Raw genomic sequence first — 12,248 nt, forward strand, 5'->3', positions numbered from 1 at the left:
CCTCGCTTTACCCACGTTTTGGAAATTAGAAATATTTTAAAATCGAAATATGTTTGTTCTGATGTTTAAATTTCGAGAACCATTTAACCGCTGGATAGAGTGCAAAAGACAGCGCAATCGTAATTAGCCACAACATCCACACATGGTTGACCGACAAATAACCACCATAGTTAGCTCCCCACACACTGAGTGCAAACACATACATCAGTTTCAGCACATATAAATGCAATAAATAGAAGAACATCGGCACCGAGCCAAATACCACCAATGGTTTTAAAAATGAGTATTGCTGCATACGATCAAAAGCAACGAGCACAAGCAAGCCAATTCCCACATTCAGCAAAATAAATAATAAAGACGGTGGATACTTAGTGAGGTTAAAAAAGCTCATTAATGTTAGTTGTAATGACTCAAAATGTTGCCAAGGCTGGTCGCCATAGATATTGATAAAACGCAATAAAACAAACGACCCAATACTTGCCAAACCGATACTGAGTAAAGCGCGGGTTCTTTGCTTTGCAATATATTTTGAACTAAAGAACTGACCTAAAGCGTAGCCTAATAAAATCACACCAATCCAAGGCAAAACAGGATAGCTTGTGCGAAGCTTAATGCCCGCGAACTCGATCCAACCCCGATCATGTAAAACGAACCATATATTCTGTAGTATGCCTTGTGAGAAGTGCACAGAATCTAATAAGTTATGCCCAAAAATAATGACCAACGCTGCTCCTGCAAGAACAGGCAACGGTAGACTCACACAGCAAGCCAACACCACCATGCTAATACCTATCGCCCAAATCACCTGTAAATAAATGACTTCAGGTGGAAAAGTCGCTGTCCACGCAAAATTTACAAGCGTAAGTTCTAGCACAATCAAAAATAAGCCACGTTTTAATAGAAAAGCACGCGTTTGCTGTAAATCTTGTTTTTTTGATTGAAATAAAAAAGCGGAAATTCCGGTTAAAAGTACAAAAACCGGAGCACAAATATGGGCCAATAATCGACTGCCAAATAAAGCCGGCTCCGTTACTGTTACGTCCATTGGATCGATAACTTGTTTATGTAAATAGAAAGTTTCCCTTACATGGTCGAGTAACATAATGATGATAACCAAACCACGTAAGGCATCAATCGACTGTAAACGCTCAATATTTTTTTCTAAAGACATAGCGGTAATCAATAAAATAATGTAATGTAATGTTATACTATTACATTTATTTCCTTTTGTCTTTTATGGCTGATGATTTATGCGACACAAATTAGGATTGTTGTCTTCGTTGGGTCTTTCTTTTATATCAACACTCACTTGGGGAGAAGAAACGTCAGCGGTACTTGAGACCATACGTGTTCAGGCTGAAAGCACCCGAGAAGATGTGAGCCAAAATAGCTCGGCGACTAAATTTACTCACGATGTTTTAGATGTCCCTTTTAACCGTGCTTATCTTTCTAAACAAATAATGGAACAACAAGACGTTCAACGGATTGATGACGCGTTAACTTTAGTGAGTGGAGTTTTTCATCAAAATAATTATGGCGGCGGCTTTTGGGATAACTACTCTTTCCGAGGCTTTAGTGGTGACCCAAATTTAGGTGCAGCCATGATTCGAAACGGTTTGAGTGTCAACCGAGGGATTAGTGCGCCAAAAGATGTAGTGAACATTGAATCTTTAGAGTTTTTAAAAGGACCAATGGCAGCTTTATATGGCCGCGGCGAAACAGGGGGTTTGCTCAATCTCAATAGTAAAAAACCACAGTGGGAAAGCAAAAGTGAAGTTAACTTACGCGCCAATACCCAAGAACAATATCGGATTAGTCTGGAACACACCGCGCCTATAAACGATGAACTGGCCTATCGTTTAGCAGTGGCTCACGAAGATAATCAAAGCTTCCGCGACCATGTCAGCAGTGAACGCTGGTTCTTTTCGCCACAGCTCACATGGAAAATTTCAGACCAGACACAACTCGACTTTGATAGCGAATTTACAGAGCATAAAGGGACCTTTGACCGTGGCATCAGCACAGTCAATCACCAGTTTGTGATGGACCCAGAAACCTTTACAGGCGAGCCTGATGACGGCGATATGAAAGTAAAAGACTACTTTTACCAGTTACGCCTTAATCATGAATTCAACCCTGACTGGAAACTTAATAGTGCGGTCAGTTATAAAGACGCTCAAATGATCGGCTTTTCAACCGAACCACGACGTATGCAGGCCGATGGTCATACTTTAGAGCGCCAACGCCGCTATCGTGATTATACGAGTGAAGATGTTCTGGCTCAGACAGAGTTACTTGGCAAGCTTGATACGTCTTGGGCTCGCCATGAAATTTTACTTTCAACTGAACTTGGTCAACTCGACTACAAACAAAACCAGCTTCGTCGCAACCACAGCACAGGCTCACCAAACACAATTGATATTTACCAACCTGAATATGGCAAATATTTACCAAACTTAGCACCGTTTACCAACACCAAAGAACAGCAGCGTTACTTTGCACTTAATCTACAAGATCAGATCTTTTTCAATGATCAGTGGAGTGTGCTTTTCGGCAACCGTTTTGATCAGGTCGAACAAGATTTTAAGAATCACCTGACCCAGACTGAAAGAAACCAGACCCTTCATCAAAATAGTCCGCGTTTCGGAGTAAATTTTAAAGCTTCTGAGCAATGGGCTTTTTATACAAACTATGGCCGCTCATTTGCCATGAATAGTGGTATGAACCGAAATGGTCAGACTTTTGCCCCTGAAAAAGGCGAAAGCTATGAAGTCGGCACCAAATATAAAGTGAATGACCAAAGTGTGCTGAGTCTCGCTTTGTTTAAAATGAAAAAACAAAACGTGCTAACGACAGACCCAATCGATAGTAACTTTCAAACCGCAGCAGGTGAAGTCAGTAGTAAAGGGCTTGAGTTTGACTTAAATAGTCAGATCAATGACCGCTGGTTCGTCAATGCTAACTATAGTTATACCGATGCCCAAATTGAAAAAGACCAAGACTTGGCAAAAGGTGCACGTCTAAGCAATGTTCCAAAACACCAAGGCTCCGTAAGTACTAATTATGAATTTCTACAAGAAGGTCCGAGAAAAGCAGGTGTAGGAGCTAACCTCACCTATGTTGGCGAGCGCAGCGGACATAACCTTGATAATGGCTTTAATTTACCGAGTTATACATTGGTCAATTTAAATGGCTACTATGCCCCATCTGACCGTTTACGCTATCAGCTCAATGTGAACAACCTGTTTGATAAAACTTACTATGTTTCAAGCTATAGCGATTTGTGGGTTCAACCAGGTGAACCACTAAACGCCTCAATTTCGGCACAGTGGAAGTTTTAATTCACACATAAATAAAAAAGCCCGAATTATTTTTCGGGCTTCTCATTAAAACATACCATTTTCATTGATGAGAGGGTCGGGCTGTACTTGACCGATATCCCAAAACTCAGCAATTTTACCCTTTTCAAAACGACAAATATGAACCACGGCCAAGGTGGTTAAGCCATTCATTTGCATTTCAAGTTTTGAATGCACAGCAACCAAATCACCCTCTTCAATGACATGTTGAACATCAAAGACTTTGTTAGGAGTTTCAATTGCACTTTCACGCATACCTTCCTTCAAAGAAGTCGCATCACCTGCAAAATAAGGGTTGTGATGCATGAAGTTCGGCGCAGTGTAATTGCTATAGGCTTCATCAACTTCACCAGCTGCGGCAAGCTCTAAAAACCGTACTGCAATTTGTTTTTGAGATAAGTTCATATTTATCTCCTACTCTTTATTTTAGACCTTACTGCAACAGGTCATCTTCGTCATCGCCTTCCTCGAAGACATAAGCCATACAGCCCCATCCATCATATTCGCCTTGAAATTTCTCAGCGATACTGGCAAACCATTGCTCTAAATCAACAATATCTGAGTACTCAGGTTCCATGTTGACAAAGATGGTAATCACCCATTCATTTGGCTCAACAGAATCATCTTGGAAAAGTGAAACTTTTTGTTCTTGATAAAGCAGATAGAGCGCGCATTGCTCTGCATTTTTCTGATCTTGAAAAGCAATAGAAAATTCAATTTCATGCAGCTCGGTTAAATCATCCCCATCTTCAGCCATTTGCCAAAGTACGTTGCCGTTATCGTCATCTGGAAATTGTTCGTAGTCACGAGTCATAAAGTGATCCTTGTTGTTGTCGCAGTATTAATATTATTCGACATCAAGAATACCCGACTTTTATTGCAATTTGGGTATATATTCCGTTCCCAATTGCATCAAATTAATTTTTTTAATTATATAAATTTTAAAAAGGTACTTGCGACTCAATCACCACATCTGTTCCTTTCAAAGGATGTTGGAAAGCCAAATATGCAGCATGTAATGCCATGCGGTTTAAGTGAAAACGTTTAGGTTCAGGGTGATAAAGCTTGTCACCCATAATCGGATGGCCAATATGCATCATGTGCACGCGTAGCTGATGCGAACGCCCTGTTACCGGTTCAAGCAATACTCGACTTTGATCTGTTTGAACGTCATAAACCAAAGGCTGAAACAAGGTTTTAGCGTGTTTTCCTAGTTCAAAATGTACAATTTGTCTTGGGCGATTTTCCCAGTCGGTAATGAGCGGAACTTCAACACTACCCTCTTGTGCGACTTGGCCTTGTACCAAAGCAATATAGTGTTTTTTGACTGTTCTGGCCTGAAACATTTTACTTACCGCAACTTCTGCATCACGATGCTTGGCAAACATAAGCAAGCCTGATGTCGCCATATCTAAACGATGAGTGACCTTCGCCAAAGGGAACTTTTCCAGCACCCGTAAATAAGCACTGTCATGATGTTCAGGTAAACGACCCATGACCGACAACAGGCCCGCAGGTTTATCAACCACAATTAAATCGTCATCTTCAAATAAAATTGAAAGCGGATCTTGTGGTGGAGCGTAAACAAAGTTGTCGTTTAAAGGCATGATCGTAGAAGCAGCAATGGAGCATGGCGGCAAATCATAAAGAAATTTCAGATCTATCGCAAAATAATCTATAGCGCTCTACCCATGTTCCACGTGAAACTCGGAAAATCTTTATCGTTTTTTATTCATTTCGGCTAAAAGATCAAGCTGAATTTCTTGAATATGCGCAAGCCTTTCCCACTGATGCGACAAAAGGTGATCCATTTTTTCATGCAAATGGCGAATTTCAAGCTCAGCTTTTAAATTAATTTGATAATCATGTTGGGAACGCAGCCGATCTTTGGCTTCTTGGCGATTTTGACTCATCATAATAATAGGCGCTTGAATTGCAGCTAAACATGACAATACTAGATTCAGCAAGATAAAGGGATAAGGATCGACGGGGCGGACTACCATCACGACTGTATTTAAAATAATCCATCCCGTTAAAAATAGAGCAAAGCAAATAAGGAAAGCCCAACTACCACCAAAGGTTGCGATCTTATCTGCTAATTTTTCCCCAAACGTCCATTTTTGATCAAAGTCGGATTCGGTATTTCGGCTAATCAACTCATGGCGTTGCATACTACCAATCACTTCGTTTTCTAAATTCGATAATTCGCCTTTCTCCGAGCGTAATAGCGACTGAACATATTTAATTCGATAATCTGCCAGATCGGCCCGACAAATAAAGCTTAAGTAATTCCAATCTGGATAGTCTTTTAAAATTTCATCACTGATCACATTACGAATGACTTCACCAGACACCAGATCTTTTAAGGGAAAGCTTTTTCCACAAACGGCGCATTGCCGACACTGATTTTTATTCTCCATATTATTCAGCTCGTTATTATGATAATAAGATTATTATATAAACAATTTTGGCTGATCACATCGTAAATAAAAATAGTTATCTAGCCTAAAATCTGTAAAGCCGCTGGTAATATTTTTCGAGAGACAGACATCACAGGCTTCATATGATGAGATTTTAATGTCAGGAGGTAGCGCAGAAAAATAAGGCTTATATATGAATTATATTCTTATAAAGTATCATTTTTATTATGGAGAATTTTTTAGGGTGTCAAGGGAAAACATCTATGGTTTACTTCAACAATCATAACTTTGTAAGTTATAACCTTGTGCCTATAAACTTTTGATCTATAGCGTCCTAAGCCGAATCGAGACCTTTTGGGTGAGTACACACTAACGTTATACGTTTTGGTGCATGCTACTCTTTTCGATCCCTATCACACCCTTGAGATATAGTTTAGCCAGCATCCTGCGGGATTGTTTTTCTAAGAAAAGCGAATTTTCATTATTTTTGGGAATTTTTACGCCATTAGGCAAATTTAAAAGAATATATTCCCATTTACCTATAATTAGTTAAATTTAAATTCCACTTTATTTGTATTTTTCGGTTTATTTTACCAAATCTTCAACTATTTTTATTAGCAGTGCATCAGGCTATAAAAAGTAAATCACCCTTTACTTTCATAGCCATGAAGAGCAAAAATCTTTTATGAAGAAATAAAACCATGTTTATGGGCAAGGTAAACGATAGATAACGCGATAAGGGCAAAAACTAGCATAAACCATGGAAAAGAAGCCGCGCCAAAACTTTCAAGCAAGCCCCCGCCCACCATACCACCGAATGCGATCGCAAGATTAAATACCGTGACCAACATCGACTGTGCCAGATCCGCTTCGTGACCCGCAGTATTTGCCAAGGCTGTTTGTAATAAGGTCGGAGCCCCACCAAAAGTGACTCCCCATAACACTACACTCGTGAGTACGACAAAACTTGAATAATTATAAACCGCTAATAGTACTGTTGCGATTGCAAAGATAAATAAGCTGATAAGTGTTATTTTTCTTAATGAACGGTCGATGAACATCCCCGTAAGCAAAATACCCACTATAGAAGAAATGCCGAACATAAAAAGAATGGTCTCAACTTTGTATGCCTGCCCTGTCGAGGCCAAAAATGGCGAAATATAGGTATAAAGAATGTTATGAGCCAATATCCAAAGAAAGACAACGAATAAAATAGCTCTAATGCCTGGCATTAAAAGAACTTTTAAAATGGGCAATCTTTTTTGTGCTGACTGTCCCGCAAAATCAGGAATACTAAAACGAATCCAGACAAATAAAATCAATGCCAATAAAGACATAATCCAAAATACGCCACGCCACTCAAACAGTGTTCCTAACCATGCACCCAAAGGAACACCAATCGCCAAAGCAATTGGCTGCCCAACCCCAGCAATTGCCAAAGCTCGTCCTTGATACGATGCTGACACCATGCGTCTTACATAACCTGCTAAAAGCCCCCAAATAACACCCGCTGCCATCCCTGCAATAAAACGAGCAATCAAAGTCAGAATATAATTATTTGATAAAGCAGTAATTGCATTAAATAAAAGTAAACCCGCCATAGCACTGAGTAACAAGGGTCTTCGATTCCAACTACGAGTAAGACTAATCAGAGGTATTGCGGCTAAAACCGAACCTAAGGCATATACTGCTATTAACTGACCTGCGTAAGCTTCTGAAATATGTAGCCCTTGACTGATTTGGGGCAACAGCCCTGCTGGCATAGTTTCTGTCATGATCGTTAGAAAGCCTGCAACTGTAAAAGCCAACAGTTTCCAAATCGGTAATTGAGCAGTGAATTCATCAGTTAACTGAGGAGATGTTTCATCACACTTAGTATTCATAAAGGTTTTCTCTCAAATTCGCTTGCAGCGTACTTAATCTGCTCTGTATAGCTACAAGCTTGTTTAATAACGTTAGGATGGGAAGGCATTTGTTCTCCGTGTAAACTAAAAATCACATTCTGGAATGGTCATTCCAATTTAAGTTAAATAAAAACCTTAACTATTCAGCTCAACAATAGTTAAGGTTTAAATGAGTTTTATAAAACGTTTAAAGCAATTTCGACCACATCCATTAAACATTGCTTTCTTTGTTCAAGCGGACTACCTTTCCCTAAAACACGTAAACCTTGAATATTATTTACAAAGAAACTCGCTAATGCACGTGGGTTTTGCGTAGAAGAAATTTCACCAGATAGTTGAGCTTTAATTAACAAATTCTCTAAAGCATGCTGGATTTTCTGTAAATTACTTATAACGAATTTGGAGACATCTTCGTCATGTCCAGCCAATTCTAAACAGGCATTTGCGATGAGGCAGCCTTTATGCTCTGAATCGTTCAGCTCATCTTCAACAATATTTACAAGTAACTGCCTAATAAGTGCTTTTGGAGAACCTGAACCACCTAACAATTCCACATTATTAAGTGTGGTTAAAAGCTCATAGCGTTGTAATGCTTTTTGATAAAGCCCTTGTTTACTCTGAAAAGTACTATAAAGACTACTTCTAGATAAGCCCGTACCATCAACCAAGTCTTGAACTGAAGTTGCAGCATAACCACGACGCCAAAAAACCTGCATTGCAGCATCAGCAATTTCATCAGTTTCAAATTCTTTTGTACGCATAATTAGACTTAACAGGAACGATCGTTCCAGTTAATTTAGGCTAGGAAGATAGAGAAGTCAAACTAAAAAATTAATCAGATGATTTAATTAGAATTTGTAGATTGAGGTTATTTATAAAAACTATTTCATTAGTAACCGCTTAGCCGATTCAATAATCATTGCCCTGCGCTTTTCATGAGGATTATCAATATCCTCGATCGGGGTAAACATTCTGGCAACTTGAGGCAACATAAACCAACTATTTGCAAGTGCTAAAATCAGGAAAGTTAAATAGCTTGCTTCAATTTCATCGGTTACCCTGCCTTCATCTTGTTCTTTTTTAATTGCTTCAATTTTACAATTATAATTTTCGCAGCGGATGTTTTCATTTGGCACTTCTTGTGAAGAGTAAATCAACCCTTCCCAAAGCAATAAACGACTCAGTTCAGGGTGTGCACAATGATAGTCATACACACGCCCAGCATATTCAGTAATATCTTCTTCTTCAAAAGATTTAAGAGGTACAGATTGCGCAACTTTTATTAACTCATTACTTAAAACAACGTCGAATAACTCTCTTTTTGCTCCAAAATAATTATAAATACGCTCTTTGTTAACACCTGCAATCTTTGCAATTTTATCAACAGTGGTGCCATCTGGACCATGCAAAGCAAACTCACTAATTGCAGCTTTCAAGATTTTTTGTTTTGTTCCTTCAGTATCCCACGACATAATTATTTTTCACTTGCATATATTATTAAAACATATTATAAAATATTTCCAACCAAATAGTTGGTTTTTTGGAACTTTATAATGAACAACAATATTATAATTTTTGGCTATGGAACAGGTATATCCAAAGCCGTAGCACATAAGTTTGGTAAAGAAGGCTATAAAATCGGGTTAGTGGCAAGAAATGCTGAAAAACTCGAAAAGGCCATTCTAGAACTTAAAACACACGGTATAGAAGCCTATACTTTTACATGTGATTTAGCAGTTCTTGAAAATATACCAAATCTCGTAAAACGTATTAAAGACCACTTCGGAGAGATTAAAAATATTCATTGGAATGCTTTTCATGACATTGAAGGCAACATCTTAGAAACCAATCCGCTAGACCTCACCCAAAGCTTCCATATTCGTGTTTCAAGCTATATTGCTACGGTACAAGCGTGCCTACCAGATTTAGAAAAGAATCACGGTAGTATTTTATCGGCAAACGGAATTTTCGCGTTCAATGCAGTAGGAATTGATTTGGTTGCCAAAGAATATTCAGCTTTAGCAATTGCTGCAGCCGCTCAATATAAAACCACCAATTTACTTGCTCATACGCTAGCAGACTCTGATGTATATGTGAGCCAAGTTATTGTGAATGGTTTCGTTGATGGAACGCCAGGTGCACAAGATAAAGCTTATACGGTACATCCACAAACGATTGCGGAACAGTTTTGGTACTTACACCAACATAAACAAGAAACTGTCTCTCTTTGTGGTGAAGCAATTCAAGCTGCCTAAAATAATTCCTTATCTAGAACTATTTAATAAATTTCAAATTATTTATTAAATAACAAACATTAAAATATTTCTAATATAGAGAAAACTATGAAAGTCCTTCATATCAACTCATCAACTCGTGGTGAGAATAGTCAGTCTTTGCTTATTGCTGAACAGGTGATTACTAAACTTAAGGCTAAGCATCACGATTTGGTTGTAGATGAACTTAATCTTTTTGAAGATGACCTCCCTGCGTTTAATAAAAATGCTGTTGGCGCAAAAATGGCATTGTTCACAGGACAAGAGTCAAACTCTAAAGAAAAAGAAGCATGGACAAAAATTAAAGAAGTTTATGATCGTTTTGCATCTGCTGATATCTATGTATTTAACGTCCCTCTTTGGAACAACAATATTCCTTACATCTTAAAACAGTTTATTGATGTCGTAACTCAGCCAGGCTGGGCGTTTGGTTTTGATCCCTCTACAGGTTATATAGCATTGTTAAATGATAAAAAAGCATATGTCGTGATTGCTAGTGGTGTGTATTACCAAGGTATTTCTAATAACTTCGGTTCTGACTTCGCAACACCTTATCTTAATGACTGGTTAAAGTTTATTGGTGTAAGTGATATTGAGAATATTCATATTTCACCTACAGTAGTGAATACAGATTATGAGAAAACAAAGCAAGATGTGATGAGTAATATCGAGAAACTGATCGCCTAAGATTATGGATAGCAAAATAAATTATGCAGTTGCTATTTGCGAGCCAGTAGAACTTGAGCATCCAGATTCATTTATGGATGTTCAAATTCCTTACCCAGAAGCACTGCCTCACGATGTTATTGTTAAAGTTCAAGCAATTTCAATTAACCCTGCCGATACGCGTGCGCGACGTAGAAAAACGAAAGATAACCAAACTACAGTTCTAGGATGGGATGTTGCAGGAACAATCGTTGAAATTGGTTCTAAAGTCTTTGGAAAATTCAAAATTGGAGATACGGTTTATTATGCAGGTGATATCAATCGATCTGGGGGGAATTGTGCTTACCATGCAATTGATTCAAGATTAATTGCCCACGTGCCTCAGAGTATTTCTATAGAAGATGCCGCTGCTCTACCATTGGTATCGTTAACCGCGTGGGAAGCACTATTTGAAAGGCTATCAGTCCAAATTAGTAAAAACCATGTAGATCTTCTTTTAGAAGATGATGAAAGCCAACCAAAATCTTTGTTGGTGATTGGTGGTGCCGGCGGCGTGGGTTCGATGGCAATTCAACTTGCTAAACTTGTACCGCAGTTAACTGTTATCGCTACTACCTCACGGCAAGAAACGAGTGATTGGTGTAGAAAATTGGGAGCCGACCATATTATAGATCACACTCAAGACATCACTACTCAATTAGCCCAATTGGGTTACTCTGAGGTCGACTATGTCTTGATCTGTAATTCACCAGATTCATATTTTGATCAACTATCTAATATGACTCGGCCATTTGGAAAAATTTGCAGTATTGTTCCCTTTTCTCATCCCCACGATTTCAATCTATTGATGAAAAAGAGTTTGTCATTTCATTGGGAACTTATGTTTACTCGTTCCATTTTCCAAACCCCAGATATGACAAAACAGTCTGAAATTTTAAGTTATATCGCAAAAATGATTGATCAAAATATTATTATTTCACCAAGACTTACATCTCTACATCCTATTAATGCTAAAACCATCAAACAAGCACATCTGTTGATTGAGTCAAATAAGACGATTGGTAAAATTGTCGTAGTGAGTGAGTAGTAAAATTAGAAGAAGCTTAAGAAAGTATGCTTCTTCTAATTTTTAAATTTATTTGTATATGTATTGGAATTCTTTAATTATTTTTCATACTCTGATGGATCAATTTTATATTTTTTAAAGAGAATAGAACGTACGGAGTCATTTATACTGTCATCATGTTTAATAATTAAATAGATATCCTTCTTAGTTAAAGGAATAGTTTTTAAAATATCACTTAGCTCTGTACTTCTAATAGAACGTACTTCACTTGGTTGCTTGGATATTTCAGGATCTTGCTCTTCAAACTTAAAATCTACACCTTGTAAATTGAAATAAACCATAACTCTTCTATTTAAAGAATCACTATCATCATATAAAACTGTCCCTGCCGGAAGAATTGTATATTCTGAATAATTATCACCATTTGAAGAAATTTTTAGAGGCCTCTCTAAAATATGTATCTTAGGCATTTCTCTAGAGCTCCACAGATAAAAATTTAAAACTAATTGAATTAAAAACGAAATTCCTAATATGATTATTACCAGATTTTTTTTCATATA

The 12,248-nt window shown here is 37.9% G+C and carries 13 protein-coding genes; 4 read left to right on the forward strand and 9 right to left on the reverse strand.

Annotated features, from left to right (window positions below; translation table 11 throughout):
- Positions 1-25: 25 nt before the first annotated feature.
- On the reverse strand, positions 26-1,171 hold the full coding sequence (locus tag POD11_RS12805) for a DUF1624 domain-containing protein (RefSeq protein ID WP_262457400.1): 1,146 nt from the start codon (positions 1,169-1,171) through the stop codon (positions 26-28).
- 79 nt (positions 1,172-1,250) lie between these two features.
- On the opposite strand from POD11_RS12805, the gene POD11_RS12810 reads away from it, so the two are divergent.
- On the forward strand, positions 1,251-3,341 hold the full coding sequence (locus tag POD11_RS12810; RefSeq protein WP_262457402.1) for a TonB-dependent receptor: 2,091 nt from the start codon (positions 1,251-1,253) through the stop codon (positions 3,339-3,341).
- A gap of 45 nt (positions 3,342-3,386) precedes the next feature.
- Here the strand turns inward: POD11_RS12810 and POD11_RS12815 are convergent, their stop codons facing one another.
- The 7 genes from POD11_RS12815 to POD11_RS12845 all read right to left on the reverse strand — a co-directional run bounded on the left by POD11_RS12815 (position 3,387) and on the right by POD11_RS12845 (position 9,155).
- Entirely contained in the window at positions 3,387-3,764 is a 378-nt protein-coding gene (locus POD11_RS12815; RefSeq protein ID WP_262457403.1) for a nuclear transport factor 2 family protein, read from the reverse strand.
- A gap of 28 nt (positions 3,765-3,792) precedes the next feature.
- Positions 3,793-4,173 carry a ribonuclease E inhibitor RraB gene (locus tag POD11_RS12820; RefSeq protein ID WP_004795383.1) on the reverse strand — a complete coding sequence of 127 codons (381 nt, stop codon included), beginning with the start codon at positions 4,171-4,173 and terminating at the stop codon, positions 3,793-3,795.
- Positions 4,174-4,300: 127 nt separating this feature from the next.
- Complete coding sequence (locus POD11_RS12825; RefSeq protein WP_262457405.1) at positions 4,301-4,966, reverse strand: RluA family pseudouridine synthase; 666 nt, start codon at positions 4,964-4,966, stop codon at positions 4,301-4,303.
- 111 nt (positions 4,967-5,077) lie between these two features.
- On the reverse strand, positions 5,078-5,779 hold the full coding sequence (locus POD11_RS12830) for a DUF1003 domain-containing protein (RefSeq protein WP_262457407.1): 702 nt from the start codon (positions 5,777-5,779) through the stop codon (positions 5,078-5,080).
- A 683-nt stretch (positions 5,780-6,462) separates the two neighbouring features.
- A complete protein-coding gene (locus POD11_RS12835; protein ID WP_262457409.1) occupies positions 6,463-7,662 on the reverse strand; it encodes an MFS transporter in 1,200 nt (399 codons plus the stop codon).
- Between the two features lie 197 nt (positions 7,663-7,859).
- The gene (locus tag POD11_RS12840) at positions 7,860-8,444 is read right to left on the reverse strand and encodes a TetR/AcrR family transcriptional regulator (RefSeq protein WP_262457411.1); all 585 of its coding nucleotides are present in this window, start codon (positions 8,442-8,444) and stop codon (positions 7,860-7,862) included.
- Positions 8,445-8,564: 120 nt separating this feature from the next.
- Positions 8,565-9,155: a TetR family transcriptional regulator gene (locus POD11_RS12845; protein WP_262457412.1), complete on the reverse strand. Its 591-nt coding sequence runs from the start codon at positions 9,153-9,155 to the stop codon at positions 8,565-8,567.
- 81 nt (positions 9,156-9,236) lie between these two features.
- Here POD11_RS12845 and POD11_RS12850 point away from each other — a divergent pair, with 81 nt between their 5' ends.
- The 3 genes from POD11_RS12850 to POD11_RS12860 all read left to right on the forward strand — a co-directional run bounded on the left by POD11_RS12850 (position 9,237) and on the right by POD11_RS12860 (position 11,709).
- Positions 9,237-9,938 carry an SDR family oxidoreductase gene (locus POD11_RS12850; RefSeq protein WP_262457413.1) on the forward strand — a complete coding sequence of 234 codons (702 nt, stop codon included), beginning with the start codon at positions 9,237-9,239 and terminating at the stop codon, positions 9,936-9,938.
- Positions 9,939-10,025: 87 nt separating this feature from the next.
- Complete coding sequence (locus POD11_RS12855) at positions 10,026-10,643, forward strand: FMN-dependent NADH-azoreductase (RefSeq protein ID WP_262457414.1); 618 nt, start codon at positions 10,026-10,028, stop codon at positions 10,641-10,643.
- Positions 10,644-10,647: 4 nt separating this feature from the next.
- Positions 10,648-11,709 (forward strand): zinc-binding alcohol dehydrogenase family protein, encoded by a 1,062-nt coding sequence (locus tag POD11_RS12860; protein ID WP_262457416.1) that lies wholly within the window; start codon positions 10,648-10,650, stop codon positions 11,707-11,709.
- A 77-nt stretch (positions 11,710-11,786) separates the two neighbouring features.
- Here POD11_RS12860 and POD11_RS12865 read toward each other — a convergent pair whose 3' ends face one another.
- Complete coding sequence (locus POD11_RS12865; protein WP_262457417.1) at positions 11,787-12,245, reverse strand: hypothetical protein; 459 nt, start codon at positions 12,243-12,245, stop codon at positions 11,787-11,789.
- Between the last annotated feature and the right edge of the window lie 3 nt (positions 12,246-12,248).

Origin of the sequence: Acinetobacter sp. P1(2023) (genome assembly GCF_028367635.1) — a bacterium.
In the GTDB taxonomy this organism is placed as follows: domain Bacteria; phylum Pseudomonadota; class Gammaproteobacteria; order Pseudomonadales; family Moraxellaceae; genus Acinetobacter; species Acinetobacter pittii_E.

What these genes read in the sequence shown, in the direction of transcription:
- POD11_RS12805 (WP_262457400.1), bottom strand. Translation starts at nt 1,171, where the DNA reads ATGTCTTTAGAAAAAAATATTGAGCGTTTACAGTCGATTGATGCCTTA.
- POD11_RS12810 (WP_262457402.1), top strand. Translation starts at nt 1,251, where the DNA reads ATGCGACACAAATTAGGATTGTTGTCTTCGTTGGGTCTTTCTTTTATA.
- POD11_RS12815 (WP_262457403.1), bottom strand. Translation starts at nt 3,764, where the DNA reads ATGAACTTATCTCAAAAACAAATTGCAGTACGGTTTTTAGAGCTTGCC.
- POD11_RS12820 (WP_004795383.1), bottom strand. Translation starts at nt 4,173, where the DNA reads ATGACTCGTGACTACGAACAATTTCCAGATGACGATAACGGCAACGTA.
- POD11_RS12825 (WP_262457405.1), bottom strand. Translation starts at nt 4,966, where the DNA reads ATGCCTTTAAACGACAACTTTGTTTACGCTCCACCACAAGATCCGCTT.
- POD11_RS12830 (WP_262457407.1), bottom strand. Translation starts at nt 5,779, where the DNA reads ATGGAGAATAAAAATCAGTGTCGGCAATGCGCCGTTTGTGGAAAAAGC.
- POD11_RS12835 (WP_262457409.1), bottom strand. Translation starts at nt 7,662, where the DNA reads ATGAATACTAAGTGTGATGAAACATCTCCTCAGTTAACTGATGAATTC.
- POD11_RS12840 (WP_262457411.1), bottom strand. Translation starts at nt 8,444, where the DNA reads ATGCGTACAAAAGAATTTGAAACTGATGAAATTGCTGATGCTGCAATG.
- POD11_RS12845 (WP_262457412.1), bottom strand. Translation starts at nt 9,155, where the DNA reads ATGTCGTGGGATACTGAAGGAACAAAACAAAAAATCTTGAAAGCTGCA.
- POD11_RS12850 (WP_262457413.1), top strand. Translation starts at nt 9,237, where the DNA reads ATGAACAACAATATTATAATTTTTGGCTATGGAACAGGTATATCCAAA.
- POD11_RS12855 (WP_262457414.1), top strand. Translation starts at nt 10,026, where the DNA reads ATGAAAGTCCTTCATATCAACTCATCAACTCGTGGTGAGAATAGTCAG.
- POD11_RS12860 (WP_262457416.1), top strand. Translation starts at nt 10,648, where the DNA reads ATGGATAGCAAAATAAATTATGCAGTTGCTATTTGCGAGCCAGTAGAA.
- POD11_RS12865 (WP_262457417.1), bottom strand. Translation starts at nt 12,245, where the DNA reads ATGAAAAAAAATCTGGTAATAATCATATTAGGAATTTCGTTTTTAATT.